16 protein-coding genes are annotated in these 20,809 nt (G+C 60.6%); 15 read left to right on the top strand and 1 reads right to left on the bottom strand.

The window, feature by feature from the left end:
- Window position 1: 1 nt before the first annotated feature.
- The 9 genes from pcaF to BTN45_RS15410 all read left to right on the top strand — a co-directional run bounded on the left by pcaF (window position 2) and on the right by BTN45_RS15410 (window position 9,384).
- Window positions 2-1,207 carry a 3-oxoadipyl-CoA thiolase gene (pcaF, locus tag BTN45_RS15450; protein ID WP_037092252.1) on the top strand — a complete coding sequence of 402 codons (1,206 nt, stop codon included), beginning with the start codon at window positions 2-4 and terminating at the stop codon, window positions 1,205-1,207.
- Between the two features lie 431 nt (window positions 1,208-1,638).
- Window positions 1,639-2,667: a LacI family DNA-binding transcriptional regulator gene (locus tag BTN45_RS15445; protein WP_207589889.1), complete on the top strand. Its 1,029-nt coding sequence runs from the start codon at window positions 1,639-1,641 to the stop codon at window positions 2,665-2,667.
- A gap of 279 nt (window positions 2,668-2,946) precedes the next feature.
- A complete protein-coding gene (locus BTN45_RS15440; RefSeq protein WP_207589888.1) occupies window positions 2,947-3,129 on the top strand; it encodes a hypothetical protein in 183 nt (60 codons plus the stop codon).
- A gap of 152 nt (window positions 3,130-3,281) precedes the next feature.
- A complete protein-coding gene (locus BTN45_RS15435) occupies window positions 3,282-4,190 on the top strand; it encodes a sugar ABC transporter substrate-binding protein (RefSeq protein ID WP_207591649.1) in 909 nt (302 codons plus the stop codon).
- 46 nt (window positions 4,191-4,236) lie between these two features.
- The gene (locus tag BTN45_RS15430) at window positions 4,237-5,133 is read left to right on the top strand and encodes a sugar phosphate isomerase/epimerase (protein ID WP_207589887.1); all 897 of its coding nucleotides are present in this window, start codon (window positions 4,237-4,239) and stop codon (window positions 5,131-5,133) included.
- Window positions 5,134-5,143: 10 nt separating this feature from the next.
- A complete protein-coding gene (locus BTN45_RS15425; RefSeq protein ID WP_207589886.1) occupies window positions 5,144-6,154 on the top strand; it encodes a Gfo/Idh/MocA family oxidoreductase in 1,011 nt (336 codons plus the stop codon).
- 8 nt (window positions 6,155-6,162) lie between these two features.
- On the top strand, window positions 6,163-6,948 hold the full coding sequence (locus BTN45_RS15420) for a TIM barrel protein (RefSeq protein WP_207589885.1): 786 nt from the start codon (window positions 6,163-6,165) through the stop codon (window positions 6,946-6,948).
- 196 nt (window positions 6,949-7,144) lie between these two features.
- Window positions 7,145-8,191 (top strand): LacI family DNA-binding transcriptional regulator, encoded by a 1,047-nt coding sequence (locus BTN45_RS15415; protein WP_207589884.1) that lies wholly within the window; start codon window positions 7,145-7,147, stop codon window positions 8,189-8,191.
- Between the two features lie 116 nt (window positions 8,192-8,307).
- Entirely contained in the window at window positions 8,308-9,384 is a 1,077-nt protein-coding gene (locus BTN45_RS15410) for an Ldh family oxidoreductase (RefSeq protein ID WP_006700206.1), read from the top strand.
- 26 nt (window positions 9,385-9,410) lie between these two features.
- Here the strand turns inward: BTN45_RS15410 and BTN45_RS15405 are convergent, their stop codons facing one another.
- Window positions 9,411-11,405, bottom strand: a complete 1,995-nt coding sequence (locus tag BTN45_RS15405) for a GGDEF and EAL domain-containing protein (protein WP_207589876.1) — start codon at window positions 11,403-11,405, stop codon at window positions 9,411-9,413.
- A 314-nt stretch (window positions 11,406-11,719) separates the two neighbouring features.
- On the opposite strand from BTN45_RS15405, the gene BTN45_RS15400 reads away from it, so the two are divergent.
- From BTN45_RS15400 to BTN45_RS15375, 6 genes are all read left to right on the top strand, one after another.
- Entirely contained in the window at window positions 11,720-12,766 is a 1,047-nt protein-coding gene (locus BTN45_RS15400) for a class I SAM-dependent methyltransferase (protein ID WP_006700367.1), read from the top strand.
- Between the two features lie 89 nt (window positions 12,767-12,855).
- Entirely contained in the window at window positions 12,856-13,680 is an 825-nt protein-coding gene (locus BTN45_RS15395) for a bifunctional allantoicase/(S)-ureidoglycine aminohydrolase (RefSeq protein ID WP_113382397.1), read from the top strand.
- A 169-nt stretch (window positions 13,681-13,849) separates the two neighbouring features.
- Complete coding sequence (locus BTN45_RS15390) at window positions 13,850-15,355, top strand: sensor domain-containing diguanylate cyclase (protein ID WP_004445093.1); 1,506 nt, start codon at window positions 13,850-13,852, stop codon at window positions 15,353-15,355.
- A 225-nt stretch (window positions 15,356-15,580) separates the two neighbouring features.
- Entirely contained in the window at window positions 15,581-16,813 is a 1,233-nt protein-coding gene (locus BTN45_RS15385; protein ID WP_034496683.1) for an efflux RND transporter periplasmic adaptor subunit, read from the top strand.
- 11 nt (window positions 16,814-16,824) lie between these two features.
- Window positions 16,825-19,959, top strand: coding sequence for an efflux RND transporter permease subunit (locus BTN45_RS15380; RefSeq protein WP_112766314.1), 3,135 nt, complete (start codon window positions 16,825-16,827; stop codon window positions 19,957-19,959).
- A 100-nt stretch (window positions 19,960-20,059) separates the two neighbouring features.
- Window positions 20,060-20,680 (top strand): TetR family transcriptional regulator, encoded by a 621-nt coding sequence (locus BTN45_RS15375; RefSeq protein WP_006700369.1) that lies wholly within the window; start codon window positions 20,060-20,062, stop codon window positions 20,678-20,680.
- Window positions 20,681-20,809 lie beyond the last annotated feature (129 nt).

The following is a 20,809-nucleotide window of genomic DNA, read 5'->3' as shown; positions in this document are numbered from 1 at the left end:
GATGACCGAAGCCTATATCTGCGATTACATCCGCACGCCCATTGGCCGTTTCGGCGGTGCGCTTTCTTCCGTGAGGGCGGATGACCTCGGCGCGGTGCCGCTGAAGGCGCTGATGGAACGCAATCCTTCCATCGACTGGGAAGCCGTCGAGGATGTGATCTTCGGCTGCGCCAATCAGGCGGGTGAGGATAACCGCAACGTGGCGCGCATGTCGTTGCTGCTCGCCGGCCTGCCGGTGTCGGTAACCGGAACGACCATCAATCGTTTGTGCGGTTCCGGCATGGATGCCGTCATTGCTGCCGCCCGCGCCGTCAAATCGGGCGAGGCGGAGCTGATGATTGCCGGCGGCGTCGAAAGCATGAGCCGCGCGCCCTTCGTTCTGCCCAAGGCGGAGAGCGCTTTTTCGCGCAATGCCGAAATCTACGATACCACCATCGGCTGGCGTTTCGTCAACCCACTGATGAAGGCGCAATATGGCGTCGATTCCATGCCGGAAACCGGTGACAATGTCGCGGTCGATTATCAGGTCTCGCGCGAGGATCAGGATGCCTTCGCCGTACGCAGTCAGCAGAAGGCAGCGGATGCGCAGGCCAATGGCCGGCTCGACAGGGAAATCGTTTCGGTAACGATCCCCCAGCGCAAGGGCGATCCACTTGTCGTCTCGAAGGACGAACATCCGCGGGCCACAAGCCTCGAAGCACTGGCTAAGCTGAAGCCGGTGAACAAGCGCGAGGGCGCTACGGTAACGGCGGGAAATGCGTCTGGCGTCAATGATGGCGCGGCCGCGCTTATCATCGCGTCAGCCGAGGCTGCGAAGAAATATGGCCTCACTCCCATCGCCCGTATCCTCGGTGGCGCCGCTGCCGGCGTGCCGCCGCGCGTGATGGGCATCGGCCCGGCTCCGGCCTCCGCCAAGCTTCTGGCGCGGCTCGGGCTGAAGCAGGAACAGCTCGATGTGATCGAGCTGAACGAGGCTTTCGCGAGCCAGGGCCTCGCGACGCTGCGCCAGCTCGGCATTGCCGATGACGATGCGCGGGTAAATGCGAATGGCGGTGCCATCGCGCTCGGCCATCCGCTCGGCATGTCCGGTGCGCGTATCGCCGGAACGGCGGCGCTCGAACTTTCCTTGACGGGCAAGCGGCTGGCGCTCGCCACCATGTGTATCGGCGTCGGGCAGGGTATCGCCGTCGCGCTGGAGCGGATCTGACGGGATAACGGCTTCAGTATCGTGATAACGGTGCTAATGCCGCCGTAAACCGGTACGAATGCCCGCTGCCGCAGCTTCCTTAGTGTGACAGTGGCCATTCAGGTTACTCGGCAGGTGATTTTTTCGCTCTGACACATCCCAGCCCCCATTCCTGTGCTTGTCACAGGAATCCAGCCGACGCGCGTCTGCGCGGCGGAAAGACTCCTCTCAGCCCAGGGACTTGGGCTGGCTGGATCTCCGTGACGAGCACAGAGATGAGGGGAGGAGGCGTGCTGGGCCAAGCAAGCCGGCCCTGCGATGCAGGCCCCGGTCGATTATTCCCTGATAAAGTACTCCACGCTCTTATCCCTCTGCACATGTTGGATTCCATCATGATCCGTGACATGTTTTGCGAGATATGACAGGAATCTTTCCGTCTACGGGGCACCCGCATGAAACGTCCGACCATTACCGATGTTGCAAAGGCCGCCGGCGTCAGCGTCGCCACGGTCGACCGGGTGCTGAACGGCCGCCTGCCGGTGCGGGAGGAAACCTCGCGGCGTGTGTTCGAGGCCGCGGAGAAGATCGGCTTTCATGCCACCAACATCATTCGTCAGCGTATGCTGGCGGATATGCCTTCCTATGGCCTTGGCATCATTCTGCGCAAGGAGCGGCACGCCTTTTATCAGACCTTTGCCGACGAGCTGCAGCTTGCGGCGCGCAACATCCGGGATCGCCACGTCAGTCTGCGCATCGAATTTGCGCAATCCGGTGAGCCGGCGGAGCTTGCGGCGCTGCTTATAGGCATGAAGGGCCGGGTACAGGCGGTGGCCGCTACCGGGCCGGACCACCACGATGTCACGGCCGCCGTCGAGGCATTGAAGATCAAGGGCATTCCGACATTCTCGCTGCTTTCCGATTTTGCCCAGGGCGTGCGGGAAGCTTATCTCGGTGTCAACAGCATGAAGGTGGGACGCACAGCGGCGTGGATGATCTCACGACTGGCGCGCAGCAAGGGCAAGGTGCTTCTGCTGCTTGGCGGTCACCGGTTTCATGGTCATTCGCTGCGCGAAACCGGCTTTCGCAGCTACATGCGTGAATATGCGCCGGAATTTGAGGTTATGGATGCCCTGATCACGCTGGAAACGCGACGCGTAACCTATGAGCTCGTGATGGACTCTATCGCCAAGCACAGGGATCTCGTCGGCATCTATTGCGTGGGCGGCGGCATGGAAGGGGTGATCGAGGCACTTCAACACGAAAAGCGGCAGGAACCCATTGTCTGCCTTGTCAACGAACTGACCCCCGTGTCCCGCCAGGCACTGCTGGAAGGCAGCATCAGCGGCGTGTTCCAGACCCCGCTACGCGAATTGTGCGCCGATCTCATCCCAACCATGGTTCACACTATCGAACATGGCATGGCGGAGACGCCGGGACAGCGTTTCCTTCCTGCCCATCTCTGGGTTCCTGAAAGCCTTTGATGGTTTGATAGATTGCATCATATCGCGCCCGCCCGTTTCTATCATGCTCGATGGTTTTGCCTGCTGCTGACGCGTTGACGTGGTGACCGGACTAGGAAATCTTGCCTGCCTGTGGAGCGGACAGGAGGCCGACCTTCACAGCATGAGATTACGTCGGGGTTGCTTGACGCTGCGGATATTCCTCCGCGGCGCGGGGGCAGCTTTTTCCGGAAAGCCGTGACGGCGCACTTCGAGCGCGATGGTGCGGCCGGTTCTTTTCAAGGTTTGGAGGGGAAAGAGATGAAAAAACATTTCGCCAATGCAGCCTTCGCGACCATGCGGACGACGGGCGCGCCGGTGCAGTCCGTTGGAGTTTCGATGGCGCTGAAACCTGCCAGAAACGCTGCGGCAGACAGGAGGGTCTTCGTGCCCTTCGAGCTGGTAACGCCCACCAATCTCAAAAACCATCAGGCCGGGAACTGAGCCATGGCCGTGCCTGCCGGCTTCTGCGCTCCCCGGGGGAGTGCCGCCGGAGGGGCCTGACGCGCCGCAGCCGGGCACGACCGGCTACGGTAAAAACTGGACAATGCAATCAGCAGCGATTTCCGCGGGAGGAAACCTTGAAAAAACTATTGATGGCGACGGCAATCTGTATCTTCGCGACACCGGCTCTGGCCGAGACCCGAATTGCAGTCTCTATGACGTCTTTCGACAATCCGTTTCTGACGATCCTGCTCAACGGCATAAGGGCCGAGGCCGGGCGCGACAAGACCATCGAGCTTCTGGTCGAGGATGCCCAGCTCGATCCTTCAAAGCAGCTGAACCAGGTGCAGAATTTCATTGCCAATGGCGTCGATGCGATCATTGTCAACGCCGTCGATGGTGACGCTACCTCGGCGATCACCAAGGCCGCATCCGCTGCGAAAATTCCTCTTGTCTATGTGAACCATCCGCCGGCTGAGCTGGAAACCGGGCTGCCTGACGGCACGGCATTTGTCGGCTCCAATGAACTTGATTCCGGCACCATGGAAGCCGAAGCCGCCTGCAAGCTGATGGGCGGCAAGGGCAAGGCCGCCATTCTGATGGGCCCTTTGGAAAACCATGCGGCGCTGGTGCGCACCAAGGACGTGGAAACGGTGTTCTCCAAGCCGGACTGCAAGATCGAAATCCTTGAAAAGCAGACGGCGAACTGGAGCCGCACGCAGGCACAGGACCTCGTTTCCTCCTGGCTGACGGCGGGCATACAGTTCGATGCGGTCATCGCCAACAACGATGAAATGGCGATTGGCGCCGTGCAGGCGCTGAAGGCAGCGGGCGTATCCATGAAGGACGTCGTCATTGCCGGCATTGACGCGACACCCGATGGACTTGCCGCGATGCAGGCGGGCGATCTCGATATCACCGTCTACCAGAATGCGACGAAGCAGGGCGAGGTCTCCGTTCAGACGGCGGTGAAGGCCGCTGCCGGTCAAAGCACCGAAAAGACGCTCTGGGTGCCCTTCGAACTCGTCACGCCGGAAAACATGTCCGCCTATGCCAAATGAGCCGGGGCTTCGGCCCCGTCCCTTATCCCACCGACTGGAAACAGCCATGAAACATACGCTCGATCCCCACATGTTCCGGCATCTTTCGCTGGCCGAGACCTGCCGCAAGGTCGCAGAGCTCGGTTACGACTATGTCGAACTTTCACCCCGTCCGGATTTTCTGTCCTGGTGGACGCGACCGAAGGTCTATCCCGAGCGCGTCGCCGAATTCAAAAAGGCCCTGAAGGATCACGGCGTCGGCCTTGCCACGCTGCAGCCCATGTACCGCTGGGCGAGCCCGTATCCGAACGAATGGGAGGTAGCGATCGACAACTGGAAACGCGCCATCGAGATTGCGGTCGAGATGGAGTGCCCGATGTTCGTTTCGGAATTCGGCCGTGGAGGCTCGCCGGAGCGCAGCCTCAACGACCGGTCCGGACTGCACCGTCCGGAAACCTGCGAAGCGCAGTTCTTCCGCGCCATGGATGTTCTGGTGCCGATCCTCGAGCGGGAGGGGCTGGTGCTGTCGCTGGAGGCGCATCCCGAAGACTGGGTCGAGGAAATCGCGCCGGCCATCGACATCATCAAGACCATCAATTCCAAGGCGGTAAAGGCCTCCTTCATCGCGCCTCACACCTTCTTTTACGGTCCGGACATGGTTGCCAACCTGCGCGCGACCGAAGGTCATCTGGTGCATGTGCGTCTTGCCGATACCTATGACCACACCAAATCGTCGCAGCTGCGCTACATCGTCAATCCGCCCGGCGCCAAAGTCAGGGTGCACCAGCACACGGATTTCGGCCAGGGCGAGATCGACTGGGAGATATTCTTCGCCACGCTGGCCGACATGAAATTCGACGGTGTGCTGTCGAATTGCGTCTTTGCCTGGGAAGATCGTGTCGATGAAAGCGCGCGTTTCATGCTCAGCGAAACCCGGCGATATGTCGCCAAATACTGGAAATGAGGTTTTTCGGATGACTGTGAAAATTGGTGTCATCGGCACCGGTGCCATCGGGCGCGATCACGCCCGACGTATCAATGAGGTTCTGGGCGGTGCGAAGGTCGTTGCGCTGAGCGACGTCAACCGCGCCTCGTCCGAAGCGGTCAAAAAAGACATCGCCCCTGATGCCGCCATTTTCGCCACCGGCGAGGAGCTCATTGCATCAGCTGAGGTGGATGCCGTGCTTGTCACCTCCTGGGGCGCGACGCATGAGCAATATGTGCTGGCGGCCATCGCCGCCGGCAAGCCGTGCTTCTGCGAAAAGCCGCTGGCGACGACGGCAGAGGGCGCGAAGCGGATCGTCGATGCTGAGGTGGTGCATGGCAAACGGCTGGTGCAGGTGGGTTTCATGCGCCGCTACGATGCCGGTTACGTGGCGCTGAAAAAGACCGTGGACACCATGATCGGCGCCCCGATCATGGTCCATGCCGCCCATCGCAACCCGACCGTTCCGGAGCAGTATGTGACGCCCATGGCGATCCACGACACGATGATCCACGAGATCGACGTGCTGCGCTGGCTGCTCGATGACGACTATGTGTCGGCCCGGGTTCTCTTTCCACGTGCCGCCGCCCGCAGCCATGCAAAGCTAAGGGACCCGCAGATCGTCATTCTGGAAACGGCCAGGGGCACGATCATCGACGTCGAAATCTTCGTGAACTGCCACTACGGTTACGACATACAGTGCCAGGTGGTCGGCGAGGACGGCATTGCCAGCCTGCCGGAGCCGATGGCGATACAGACGCGGCTCGGCGCCAAGCTGCAGAACGATATTCTCACCGACTGGAAGGATCGTTTCATAGCCAGCTACGACGTCGAATTGCAGGACTTCATCCATGCGGCGGCGAAGGAAACAGCCTCCGGCCCCAATTCCTGGGACGGCTACGTGGCCGCGATCACCTCCGATGCCTGCGTCGCCGCGCAGGAGACGGACGGGGCAGCTGTCGCAATCAGGCTTCCCGCCCGTCCCGCCCTTTATCAGTGAGGTCTTTCATGCGTTTTGCCATCAACCACATCACCGCCCCGGCGCTTTCGCTCGAGGACTTCTTCCAGACCGCGCGCGAACTCGGCCTCACCGAGGTCGAGATCCGCAACGACCTGCCGGATATTGTCGGTACGGTGACACCGGCGCAGGTGAAGGCGGCGGCCGAAAAGGCCGGCGTGACGATCATCTCCATCAACGCGCTTTATCCCTTCAACGTCTGGTCGGGCGACCTGCCGCAGCGCGCCGTCGCCATGGCCGATTACGCCGCGGCGAGCGGTGCAAAAGCGCTTGTCATGTGCCCGCTCAATGACGGCAGGGCGGTTTCCTTCGACGATCTCGTGACGGCGCTGAAGGCCATGAAGCCGATCCTTGAGGAGAGGGGCCTTACCGGTCTTGTCGAACCGCTCGGCTTCCCGGTCTCCTCGCTGCGCACCAAGACCGAGGCGGTGAGAGCCATTGATGTGGCCGGCGGCGGCGATGTCTACAGGCTGGTGCACGACACCTTCCACCATCACCTCGCGGGCGAAACGGCGTTTTTCCCCGAGCGCACCGGTCTCGTCCACATTTCCGGCGTCACCGACCCCGCCGTCTCCGTCGCCGACATGCTGGATGCCCACCGCGTCCTGGTGGATGGCGCCGACCGGCTGGAGAACATCGCCCAGATCAGGGCGCTGGAGGCCGCCGGTTACAAGGGGCCCTACAGCTTCGAGCCCTTTGCGACGGAAGTTCATGACCTGAAGGACCCGGCCGCTGCCGTGAAAGCCAGCATCGACCACATCGCCGGCGCGCTCTGACCGCGCTGCCGCCCGCGGTGAAGCGCGGGCGGCAACCGGACGATCGCCTAAGCCGGAGAAATCAATTCCGCATTTACGGATGATGCTGTAGTCTCCGGTAACGAGAGAGCAGCAGACCGGCGCGGTTATTCTTCAGATCGATTGCGTGAGTCTTTCCGCCAGGGCCGTCCGAAGAAGAGTGGTTGAATTCCCTTTTATGAAAATAGACAGGAAAACGACGCTTAAGGACGTCGCGCGGGAGGCGAATGTTTCGCTGAGCACGGCTTCGCATGCGATCAACGGCACGGCACCGCTCACCACGCAGGTTCGCGAGCGGGTTCTGGAAGCCGCCCGGTCGCTTGGTTATCTCGAAAACCGGCGCCAGAAGGCGACCATCGCCACCTTGCGTGTCGTCCTGCTGGCCATGACCAACGACGCGGCACCGCAGAGCGAGCTCAACATGGTCAGCTGGACAATGTTGAACGGCTTCCGCCGCGAATGCGAGCGGCGCGGAATCCGCATCGTTCCCTATGTCAGTGCAACGAGCCGGCTCGACCCCGTGGCGGTTGCCGAAGCCGTCAGGACAGATAATGTGGACGGTGTCGTGGTTCTGAATGACGACAGGCCGCAGCTGGTCGAGGCGCTTTCCGCGCTTGGCAAGCCCGTGGTGCTGATCAATGGCGAAGATCCGGCCATGATCGTTGATACGGTAACGGCGGAGAACCGGTTCGGCGCTCGCCTCGGCATCGAGCATCTGCTGTCGCTCGGGCATCGCAATATTGTGCATGTGACCTGGAAGGGCCGCACGACGATCCGCCGTCGTCATGATGGCTATAACGATGCATTCCTTGCAACGGGCCTTGCCGTTCCGGCCGATATGGTCATCGAGGTCGAGAGCTACGAACCGGAATGGGGGGAGGTGGCTATCCGCCGTCTGCTTGCCGAGCAGCGACCACTGCGAAACGCCACCGCGATTTTCTGCGCCGCCGATAATCTGGCGCTCGGCTGTCTGAAGGCCTTGGGGGTGGCCGGTATCCGGGTGCCCGAGGATGTCTCGGTGCTGGGTTTCGATGACATCATGCCAGCCGCCTTCAGCACACCGCCTCTCAGCACCATCCAGTTGCCCGCCGACAGGCTGGGCGGGGCGGCGCTGTCGCTGCTGGAGCAGCGGCTGGTGGCGGCCGATCCCACCCGGCCGGCGCACCGGCTGGAACTCGGTTGCCGGCTGGTGCTGAGGGGCAGTATCGCCCCGCCGCGCAAATAGGCCGCTTTCCGCCGCCGCCGCGCCGATCGACGTTTTCCACGTGATATTCGATTGCAAAAACCTATCCCATGAATAGCCTGTGCGGCATGGATTCTGGAATCGGGAGGGTTCCCTGCATGTCGCACAGCAATGAAAACGTCCCTGCTCTGGCGAGGCTGGATGAGCTGGATCGGTTCTGCCGCGCCGTTTTCCTCGCTGCCGGTACGGATGACGAGACGGCCGATGCCGCGACCCGCGCCATGATGCATGGCACGCGGCTTGGCGTTGACAGCCACGGTGTGCGCCTGCTCGCTCATTATGTCACCGCACTTGAAGGCGGGCGTCTCAATCCGCGGCCGCAAATCAGCCGCGTTTCCGGCTTCGGCGCGGTGGAGACGGTGGATGCGGACAACGCCCACGGCGCCCGCGCCACCTATGCGGCCATGGAAAACGCCATGGCGCTCGCGGAAAAATTTGGCATCGGCGCGGTGGCGATCAGGAATTCCTCGCATTTCGGACCGGCTGGGGCTTATGCGCTGGAGGCGGCCCGTCAGGGCTATATCGGCCTGGCTTTCTGTAATTCGGACAGTTTCGTGCGCCTGCATGATGGGGCCATGCGCTTTCACGGCACCAACCCGATTGCCGTCGGCGTTCCTGCAGCGGATGACCTGCCGTGGCTGCTGGACATGGCGACCAGCGCAGTGCCCTATAATCGCGTGCTGCTTTACCGCAGCCTCGGGCAGCAACTGCCTGCGGGCGTTGCCTCGGATGGTGACGGCGTCGATACAAGGGATCCGAATGCTGCGGAAATGCTTGCCCCCGTCGGCGGCGAATTCGGCTTCAAGGGCGCGGCTCTGGCGGGAATGGTGGAGATTTTCAGTGCGGTTCTGACCGGCATGAAGCTGAGCTTCGATATCGCCCCGATGGGCGGGCCGGATTTCTCCACGCCGCGCGGGCTTGGTGCCTTCGTTCTGGCGCTGAAACCGGAAGCCTTCCTTGAGCGCGACGCGTTTGACGAGGGCATGAAGCGCTATCTCGAAGTGCTGCGGGGTTCCCCCGTTCGCGAGGATTGCAAGGTCATGGCGCCTGGCGATCGCGAATGGGCGGTGGCGGCGAAGCGGGAAAGGGAAGGAGCGCCGGTCGATCCGGTCACCCGCGCGGCCTTTTCGGAAATGGCGGCAAGGTTTTCGGTCAGCCCGCCCGCTTATCACTAAGCTTCCACGATTGTCGCAGCGCCCGCTCAGGCGGGACGAAGAAGCATGCTGGGACGCGGATAGGGTGCTTTTGCGGGTCCCAGCCTTTCCGCCACGACCGGACGGCCGATGTAATAGCCCTGCGCGTAATCGATTTCCATCTGGCGCACGAGTCTCAGCTGTTCCTCGGTTTCCACGCCTTCGATCAAAATTTTATGGCCGCGATTGCGAATGAGGCGGATCATGTCCTGCAGCATCGCCCGTCCGCGTGGGGTCTTGCTGTCATGCAGGAAGGAACGATCAATCTTGACGGTATCGAAATCCGTCATGCGCAGCCATGACAGGCCGGCGAAACCCGTTCCGAAATCATCCAGCCAGATTTTGATGCCAAGCGTCTTCAGGTCGTTCAGGCAACGCAGCACATCCGAATGCATTTCCATGTCCAGGCCTTCGGTGATTTCGAAGGCGAGCCTGTTGCCGGCAATACCGGCTTCCACGAGAATGGCCGCGACGGACGTGGCGAACCCAGGGTTCTTCAATTGCATGGGTGACACATTGACGCTGACGACATCAACCCTGTCATCGGCCAATATGTGTTTGCAGACCGTCTTGATGGTCCAAAGGCCCAGTTCCATAATGGTGCCGGTACGCTCGGCGATCGGGATGAAGATGCTGGGGGCGACGGAATTGCCATCCAGCAGGCGAAGTCGCATCAGCGCCTCGACGCCTGCCGTCTCGTTGGTCGAGATGTTCAAGATCGGCTGGTAGACAAGGGAAACAAGGTTCTCCGCAACTGCGATCTTCAGAAGGGCGGCGATGTTTTCCGTTTCGTCGCTGGTCTGCGGATCGTCGGGATCGAACAGCTTCATGCAATTGCGGCCATTGCCCTTGGCGATGTAAAGCGCGCGATCGGCCTCGTTGATGATCTTCTCCAGCTTGCCGTCCGGATTGGGGCGGGTGAAGGAGGCGCCGATGCTGACAGTGACGATGAAGGTGCCGTCGCGGCGCTGGTCATGTGCAAGGGACAGGCTTTCCACGGTATGGCGGATCGTTTCGGCGAGCTCGCCAACCTGTTGTTTGGACTTGAATGGCGCCAGCACGATGAATTCTTCGCCGCCGTAACGGCCGATAGAGGCGCCATGCTGGATGATTGCATCCTGCAAGGCATTGCCCACGGTCACGAGACACTTGTCGCCTTCCTGGTGGCCATAACGGTCGTTGTATTTCTTGAAGAAATCGACATCGATCAGGAATACGGAAAAACCTTCTTCCTTCTTCATCCAGTTATCCCACAACAGGCGCAAATGGTGATCGATGGCGCGGCGGTTCTGCAGCCCGGTCAGGGAATCGGTGTTGGAAAGACGCAGCAGCGCCTGGCCACGCTCATCCGCCGCCTTCTGCTGGGCCTTCGCTTCCAGCCCGTTGACGAAGACATGGTAGCGTTCCCTGTTCAGGTTCCAGTTCACATAAGACGTGAAGACGAAGCAGGAGATATAGAAGGTGCCGAAAGCGAACTTGTAGAAAGCGTCTTCAGGAAACTGCGTCGCCGCCAGAAAATAGGTGACGAGAATGATGCCCGATGACACCAGCGACAGATGGAATCTGAAAGTGAAAAACAGATTGGCGCCCATCATGAAGATCGCCCCGAAAACCATGTAATAGGACATGTTTTCGATATTGTCGGTCAGCAGCGATGGCAATAGCCAGCCGATATAACCCATGACGAGGGCGGTCGCACAGGTGAGGTCGAGCGCTGCGGTGCTGGCACCCCGGCGTAGCTGGATTTCCAGTGTCAGCAGCGATGATACGGCGACCGCGAAACGTGCGACAATGGTGTAAAACGCGACGTCGGGTATCAGAACGATGTCTGAAGCGGCAAACAGAAGATAAATGAAAACAGCCGTCCACAGGCCCCGACGGATAGAACCCCGGCGGCTGCGTTCGCCTTCCTGCTGGTAAAGGGCAAGAAGTTCATCAGAAAACCGGGAGTCCGGCCGCCGATAGTCTTGCTGTCCACTCACCTCTCCCAATGTGTGCTTCATGCACTTTCCCATAGTGTTGCGTATACTTATTAAGTAACTGCTTATTCCACTTTTCCGTGTGCTGTCGCACCCAGTTCGGGTTCCTGTCGATCTCTGCCAAAGCGGATTGAGACCATGGAAAGGAAGAACGCATCATACGTTCGCAACATTAAGTTTCACTAAACCGCCTATCCTCCCGGCCGTCACCCGAGAGTGTGACCAAAAAAATACGCTAATTTACTAATCTATCCCTACACCGCGCAAAAATCGAAATCGAGTGGCCTTCGGTGTCCCAGAAACGTATAGTTAACAATGTGTTAACACTGGAGGCTGAAGTGGTGCGGGTAAAGAAGAAAAATCTGGATGGGGCAAGTCTGATCACCCCGGATACTGTCGCAAAAGAGATTTTTGCACGCAAAACGAAAACGTTCGATGAGCAGTTCGCAGTTGCAAAAGCAGAAATTGCCATCATTCTCGAATTGGCACAGCAGCAGTTCGATAATGGTATTTCAGCACATGACATAATACATCGAACGGCGGGGGCGCTGCATGGGTTGCGAGAAAAACTCCACTCAAGCGTGTGGGCTGAACTGATCCCCATCATACAGAATCACCCCGTGTCGGAGCGTTTTCTGCAGGATCCCTTCACGCGCTGGTCGTTCGACAAGCCGCGGGGTTATTCCGGCGATGCGCAATTGCTGGATTTTATCTATGGCCACGAAAGCGTTGCCGGTCTGGTCAAGAATGCGACGCCGCTGGGGCGTGATCTTTACGACTATACGAAGGACGCCAGTTCTTCCGTGGCGGTGCGCGAGCGACGGGATCTGCTGACGCGCTTTGTCGACGAAGCGGCGGCCCGGCACGGTGAAGATACCGAAATCCTCACCATAGCGTCCGGACATCTGCGCGAGGCGGATGCTTCCGCGGCGCTGAAGGAGGGCAGGCTGCGGCGCTGGGTGGCGCTCGATCAGGACCCCTTGAGCGTCGGTTCCGTTGCCCGCGATTTCGCCGGCACCTGCATCGAGGCGATCGACGGCTCGGTGCGCGATATCGTCCTGCGCACGCAGGAGCTCGGCACTTTCGATCTGATATACGCAGCCGGTCTATACGACTACCTGAACGACCGTGTGGCGATCAAACTCACGCGGCGCTGCATGGAGATGCTGAAACCCGGCGGCATGTTCCTCTTCGCCAACTTCTCCGAGGACATCGTTGTAGACGGCTACATGGAAACCTTCATGAACTGGGCGCTGCTGTTGCGCTCGAAGGCGGATATGTGGCGGATCGTCAATGCCAGCGCCGATCCGGACAGCATCGAGGCTGAGGTGTTCTTCGGCGAGAACCACAATATCGTCTACGCGACGATGCGTAAGAAGGCATGACATCCTTCGGCCCGTCTTCCTGCCAATAACCATTTGCTTAAACCTCGTCGCGGGCCTAAGAATCCGCGCCGAATGCATTGCAGAATGGAATGGCTGAAATGAAGAGATATTATTCGGATATGGGCGGTCTGCCCGGGCAGACGGAACTCCTGTCGAGCAAGGCTGTATTCAAGACCGCCTATGCTGTCATCCCCAAGACCGTGATGTCCGATATCGTGACAAGCGTGCTGCCCCACTGGACCGGCACGCGTGCCTGGATCATCGCCCGGCCGATGACCGGCTTTTCCGAGACTTTCGCGCAATATATCGTTGAAGTGCAGCCCGACGGCGGCAGCGACCGGCCGGAGCCGGACGCAAGGGCGCAGGCGGCGATCTTCGTCGTCGACGGCGAGATGACCGTGGAATTCGAGGGCGCCCGGCATGAGTTGCGGGAGGGCTCCTTCGCTTTCCTTCCGGCCGGCAGCCGCTGGCAGGTTCGTAACTCGGGCAAGGCGCCGGTCAAATTCCACTGGGTGCGAAAGACGTTTCAGGCCGTAGACGGGCTGGAGCCGCCGCCGGCGATCTTCACCCATGAAGACGAGACCGCCCTTTCGGCAATGCCGGACACCGACGGCAAATGGGCGACGACCCGTTTCATCGATCCTGATGACGTGCGTTACGACATGCATCTCAACATCGTCACCTTCGAGCCGGGCGCGACCATTCCCTTCATGGAAACCCATGTCATGGAACACGGCCTTTATGTTCTCGAAGGCAAGGCCGTGTACCGGCTGAACGAGGACTGGGTGGAGGTGCAGGCCGGCGACTTCATGTGGCTGCGCGCCTATTGCCCGCAGGCGTGTTATGCGGGCGGGCCGGGCCGATTCCGCTATCTGCTCTATAAGGATGTAAACCGACACGTGAAGCTCTGGTAACGGGCCTGCGGTCTGCAAAAACCATGAATTGTCGCGCAATCCGGCGGTTTGCGCGATAAATGCTTGCTTTGGATCGAATATCCCTAATAAATTCCCGTAGGCGGCGGCTAGTGCTGCGCCGCTCCGTTTGGTGATCCGCCTGCACCTACCCTTGAGAAGACTTGCCCGTATGACTGAGACGATCGATGCCAATGTCTTCAATCTTGCGCCCGTGGCGATGTGGATCGAGGATTTCAGCGAGGTAAAGCGCCAGTTCGATATCTGGCGGGCGGAGGGCGTAGAGGATCTCAGGGCGTTTCTTCTGGACGATCTGACAAGGGTGGCGGCCTGTTCGCAGAAGATCCGCGTCATCCAGGTCAACGCCAGGACGCTGGAACTGTTCGAGGCCCACGACCAGAACCATCTCGTCGACAATCTGCACCGCATCTTTCGCGATGACATGCTAGAGAGCCATGTGAACGAGCTTTCCGAACTCTGGGCCGGCAAGACGGAATTCACCAGCAATGCTGTCAATTATTCGATCGGTGGCAAGCGACTGGACATTCAGTTGCGCGGCGCGGTGATACCCGGCCACGAGGACACGCTCGACCGGCTGCTTCTGACCACCGAGGATGTGACGGAGCGGGAGGAGGCCCGCCGCAAGGAGCTGCTCAACCGCCGTTATGCCGAGGGCATGTTCAAACATTCGCCTGTGTCCCTATGGGTGGAGGATTTCAGCCGGGTAAGGCGCCTGATCGAGGAGGTCAGGGAGCGCGGCATCATCGATTTCCGGGTCTTCATGGATGTGCATCCGGAATTCGTGCGGCAATGCATGAGCGAAATCCGCGTCATCGACGTCAATCGCGCGACGCTCGACCTGTTCTGTGCGCCGGACCGGCAGGTTCTGCTGCAGCGGCTCGGCGATATTTTCCGAGACGAGATGGAAAAGCCGTTCCGCGAACAGCTGATGGAACTCTGGAACGGTAATCTCAGCCATCACCGCGAGGTGGTGAACTACGCGCTGGACGGTTCCGAGAGGCATCTGCTTTTGCATTTTTCGGTTTTTCCCGGGTATGAGCGGGACTGGTCTCTGGTGCAGGTGGCGCTGACGGATATTACCGCGCGCAAGAAAGCCGAAGCCTACCTCGAATATCTCGGCAAGCACGATGTGCTGACCAAGCTGCACAACCGCGCCTTCTATTCCGACGAGCTGAACAGGCTGGAGCGCAGCGCGTTGCGGCCCGTATCGGCGATCGTGATCGATCTCAACGGCCTGAAGGACGCGAATGACAAGCTTGGGCACGATGCCGGCGACGCCCTGTTGCGACGCATGGGCGAGGTGCTGAACGGCGTGGTGACCGCGCCGAACCATGCAGCCCGCATCGGCGGCGACGAATTCGCCATTCTTCTTCCCGGCGCCGACAAGCAGGTGGCCGCCGCCATGGTCGAAACCGTTTATGAGCTGCTGAAGATCAACAACCAGTTCTATTCCAGCGCGCCGCTCAGCCTGTCGTTGGGTGTGGCGACCAGCGAGGCAGGCGAGACGATGGAATCGTTGGTGCGCCGCGCCGATATGAATATGTACGAGCAGAAAAATGCCTATTACGCGGCGCTGCGTAACAGATCTGCCGACAATAACGACAAGACCAATGCCGGCCCCCAGCCCGAAGCCAGCTCGCTGAAGCGTTTGTCCTGAGGGTAAGACGGGTCGTCGACCCTTGCTCTCGCAATTATTTCTGATCTTCCGGCCATAAGGCCCAAGGCGGGACCCACGCCGTCGTGGGTCCCAGTGCCTTCCGTTTCCCGATGTTCTTGCGAATGCAGGCCGTGTTTCCACGCCGTCTCGCGCGGCTTCACAAGCGCGTGAGGCCGGTTTTGCGCTGCAACAATTCTATTGTCAGAAATTTACATACGTCTTAGTATGTATGTAAATGTGACCTTTTTCATGGATTCGGAGCGCAGAATGGCGAATAGACTGGGGCAGATCGTGGCGGTGTTGTTGGCGGGCATCGTTGTGGTCGGATGTAGCGACGAGCAGGCGTCTGCCCCCGGCGCGCCGCCGCCTGGTGCAGTCAAGGTCGTGACCGTAAAGCAGGAAGAGTTGCCGATAACCAACGACCTGCCGGGCCGCATTGCACCGACGCGACTTGCCGAAGTGCGCCCGCGTGTCTCAGGCATCATCGTTGAGCGCGTGTTCGAGCAGGGTTCGCTGGTGAAGGAAGGCGATGTCCTCTACCGCATCGATCCCGCCCCGTTCCAGGTGCGCGTCGACAGCGCCGAGGGCACGTTGCGCCGGGCGCAGGCCGCGCAGCTTCAGGCCCGGCAGACGGCCGACAGGCAGCAGCAGCTGCGCCGTTCCAACGTTGGTTCGCAGCAGGAATTCGACAATGCCATTGCCCAGCTGGCGCAGGCCGATGCCGAGGTGGCGGTGGCTGAGGCAGGCCTGGCGGAAGCGAAGCTCAATCTTCAATATGCCGATGTCAAAGCCCCGATCAGCGGCCGGATCGGCCGCGCGCGTATTACGGAAGGCGCGCTCGTCAGCGCGACCGGTTCTGAAAACCTGGCGACGATCCAGCAGCTTGATCCGATCTATGCCGACTTCACCCAGCCGGCGGCCGATCTCATTCGTCTGCGCAAGGCGCTTCAGGACGGCAAGCTGATGACCGGCCCGAATGAAGCCGAAGTCAATCTGCTCTTCGATGACGGCAGCCGTTACCCGCAGCCCGGCCGTCTGCTGTTTTCGGAGGCGGCGGTTGATGAGACCACCGGCCAGGTGACGCTGCGCGGTGAATTTCCCAACCCGAACGGCGATCTGCTGCCGGGCATGTATGTCCGCGTGCAGATCCAGCAGGGCATTCAGAAGGCTGCATTCGCGGTGCCGCAGCAGGCGGTTCAGCGCGATGCCGGCGGTCAGGCGAGCGTGCTTGTCGTCAATGCCGAAGATACGGTCGAGCAGCGGCGCGTCAGCGTCGGCCGTTCCATCGGTGACCGCTGGGTAATTTCGGAAGGGCTGAAGGATGGCGACCGCGTTGTTGCCGAAGGCTTCCAGAAGACCGCCCCGGGAGCCAAGGTGAAGCCTGAACCCTGGTCCGACGAGGCCGATGTCGCCGCTGCCGCAGGCAGCGAGAGCGCGGCTCCGGCCCAGAAGCAATAAGGACCGATTTCATGGCACGTTTTTTCATCGATCGGCCCATTTTTGCCTGGGTCGTCGCCATCTTCATCATGCTGGCGGGCCTGCTCGCCATTCCCATGCTGCCTATTGCGCAATATCCGAATGTGGCGCCGCCGCAGATTTCGGTCTCCACGACCTATCCCGGCGCTGCGCCGGAAGATATCTACCAGAGCGTCACGCGCCCGATCGAAGAGGAACTGAACGGTGTTCCCGGCCTGATCTATTTCGAGTCGACATCGGAGGCTTCCGGCCGCATTTCGATCAACGTCACGTTTGAACCAGGCACCAATATCGGTGAGGCGCAGGTCGAAGTTCAAAACCGCATCGCACGCGTGGAGCCACGCCTGCCGCAGGCAGTGACGCAGCAGGGCCTGCGCGTGGAACAGGCAGGCACCTCGTTTCTGATGATGGTGGCGCTCACCTCCGTCGACGGCAATACCGATGCCATCGGTCTCGGCGATTATCTCAGCCGCAACGTGCTCGGCGAATTGCGCCGCGTTCCCGGCGTTGGCAGCGCGCAGCTCTTTGCCACCCAGCGCTCCATGCGCATCTGGATGGATCCGGACAAGATGCTGGGCCTCAGCCTGACGTCTAGCGACGTCATCGGCGCCATCCAGGCGCAGAACTCGCAGGTCGCCGCCGGCCGTATCGGTGCATCGCCAAACCCGATTGGCCAGCAGATTTCCGCGACCGTCAACGTGCAGGGTCAGCTCACATCGCCGGAAGAGTTCGGCTCCATCGTGCTGCGCGCCAACCCGGATGGTTCTTCCGTCAGGCTGCGCGATGTCGCGCGTGTGGAGGTGGGCGGCGAAAGCTATAACTTCTCGAGCCGCCTGAACGGCAAGCCGAGCGCCGCCATCGGCGTGCAGCTGTCGCCGACCGGCAATGCGCTGCAGACATCGGAGGGCGTACGCGCCACGATGGAGGAGCTGTCGCGCTATTTCCCGCAGGGCATAGAGTATGAAATTCCCTATGACACCAGCCCCTTCGTCAAGATTTCGATCGAGAAGGTCATTCACACGCTGATCGAGGCGATCATCCTCGTCTTCGTGGTGATGTTCGTGTTTCTCCAGAACATCCGCTACACCATCATTCCGACATTGGTGGTGCCCGTGGCGCTGCTCGGCACCTGCGCCATCATGTATGTCTCGGGTTTCTCGATCAACGTTCTGACCATGTTCGCCATGGTTCTCGCCATCGGCATTCTGGTGGATGACGCGATCGTCGTCGTTGAGAATGTCGAGCGCATCATGGCGGAAGAGCATCTGTCGCCGAAGGAGGCGACCCGCAAGGCAATGGGCCAGATTTCCGGCGCGATCATCGGCATCACGCTGGTGCTGACGGCCGTGTTCGTGCCCATGGCCTTCTTCCCCGGCGCCGTCGGCATCATCTACCAGCAGTTCAGCCTGACCATGGTGGTGTCGATCCTGTTCTCCGGCTTCCTGGCCCTGTCGCTGACGCCGGCGCTGTGCGCTTCTTTCCTGAAGCCCATCAAGGCCGGGCATCATGAAAAGAAGGGCTTCTTCGGCTGGTTCAACCGCAACTTCGACAAGGCGTCGCACAAATATTCGTCTTCGGTCGGCGGCATCATCAAGCGCTCCGGCCGCTTCATGATGATCTATGCGGCGCTGCTGGTCGGTCTCGGCTGGGCCTATATGCAATTGCCGAGCTCGTTCCTGCCGAACGAAGACCAGGGCTACCTGATCGTGGACATCCAGGCGCCTGCGGAAGCCAGCAGCGACCGCACCCTGCAGTCCATCCAGCAGATCGAAAAGATCTTCCTGGAAGAGCCGGCGGTTGAACGCGTCATCGCCGTGTCGGGCTTCTCCTTCTCCGGTTCCGGCCAAAATGCCGGCCTCGCCTTCGCGACGCTGAAGGATTGGAGCGAACGTGGACCGGAGGATTCTGCAGCGGCCATCTCAGCCCGGATCAATGGCAAGCTCTGGGGCCTGCCGGACGCAATGTCCTTCGCGCTGTCGCCGCCGCCCATTCAGGGTCTCGGCAACTCCAGCGGCTTTACCTTCCGCCTGCAGGACAGGTCCGGAGCGGGCCAGACGGCACTGAGCGCCGCCGGCGCGCAGCTGATGGCCGCGGCGCGGCAGAGCCCCATCCTTGCCGGCCTTCGCATTGAAGGCATGCCGGATGCGGCGCAGGTCAATCTCGTCATCGACCGTGAGAAGGCAAACACATTCGGCGTGACTTTCAGCGATATCAACGCCACCATCTCGGCCAATATGGGTTCGTCCTACGTCAACGACTTCCCCAATGCCGGCCGTATGCAGCGCGTGACGGTGCAGGCCGAACAGGGCCAGCGCATGAAGACCGAGGATCTTCTGAACCTCAACGTCCGCAACGCCAATGGCGGCATGGTGCCGATCAGCTCTTTCGCCTCGGTGGAATGGGTGCGCGGTCCTTCTCAGGTGGTCGGTTATAACGGCTATCCGGCGATCCGTATCGGTGGCCAGGCGGCGCCGGGCTACTCCTCCGGTGATGCCATTGCCGAAATGGAACGTCTGGCGCGCGAATTGCCCGGCGGTTTCGGTTTCGAATGGACCGGCCAGTCACTGCAGGAAATCCAGTCGGGTTCGCAGGCACCGGCGCTCATCGGTCTCAGCGTGCTGTTCGTCTTCCTGCTGCTCGCAGCGCTTTACGAAAGCTGGTCAATTCCGCTCTCCGTCATGCTGGTGGTGCCGCTCGGGGTCATCGGCTCGGTGGCGGCGGTGATGCTGCGCGGCATGCCGAACGATGTCTACTTCCTCGTCGGCCTCGTCGCGATCATCGGCCTTTCCGCGAAAAATGCGATCCTCATCATCGAATTCGCCAAGGATTTGCGGGCAGAGGGCAAATCCACCTATGATGCGACGGTGGAGGCGGCGCATCTGCGCTTCAGGCCGATCCTGATGACGTCGCTCGCCTTCTCGCTCGGCGTGCTGCCCATGGCGATCGCCTCCGGCGCGAGCGCCGCGAGCCAGAATGCCATCGGTACCGGTGTTCTCGGCGGCATGATCTCGGCGACGATCCTCGCGATCTTCTTCGTTCCCGTGTTCTTTGTTTTCGTCATGAAGATTTTCGGGGATCGGAAGAAGGAGAACGAGATTGCTGCTGACGCCGTTTCACCGGCGGAATAACATCGAGGGAAAGCCGGGATACCGTCATGTCATGACGCCCCGGTATTGAGGAAAGGCACGGTGCGGAAGCGCCGTGCCGGCAGTGGAAGGAGATAACGGAATGCGCCGTACCAAGGCCGAGGCAGAAGAGACGCGTCAGGCGATCCTTGCCGCTGCCGAGCGGGTGTTCTTCAAGAAGGGCGTTGCCAACAGCTCGCTTGACGAGGTGGCGGCCGCGGCCGGGGTCACACGCGGGGCGATATACTGGCATTTTTCCAGCAAGACCGATCTCTTCATCGGCCTTTACCAATCGGTGGCTCTGCCGGAATCCGACCTGCTCGATTTCGGCGATCCCGACCTCAAGGGTGCGGCGCTGCTCTCCAGGATAGAAGAAGCGGCCTGCAAATGGCTGGCGCTCCTGGCGGGCGACGAACAGCGCCAGCGCATCATGACGATCAGTCTTCGTACCAATTATTCCGATGAGTTCGCGCCCGTGCTTCATGCTCAGGAGGAGCTGGATCGATACCACAAGGAGCGGCTGGAGGCGGCTTTCGAGCGGGCGCAGGCGGAAGGCGCGTTTAACGACAACTGGACCGCGGAATCCGCGCTTGGCGCGCTTTACTGGCTTTTGAAGGGCATGTGCTCCGACTGGCTGCTGTTCGGCAAACGATTCGATCTGGCCAGCGACGGCGCCGAAGCGGTACATCGCCTCATGAAAGGCTTCCAGCGTTCCCCTGCGTAGTGAGGCGTTTTGCGAGCTCCCCGTCCACCGGACGGCCCTCACATTTCAGTGTATTCTAACAGACAAGCGAAATTTGCTTTACGTACCTCAAAACCAACGCTAGCTTCTTCTTCGAGCTTTGGGAGGAGT

Source organism: Rhizobium sp. ZX09, from assembly GCF_017357485.1.
Classification (GTDB): domain Bacteria; phylum Pseudomonadota; class Alphaproteobacteria; order Rhizobiales; family Rhizobiaceae; genus Agrobacterium; species Agrobacterium pusense.
Note: the sequence above shows the minus strand (reverse complement) of the source record. Positions and strands in the feature narration are given on the sequence as shown.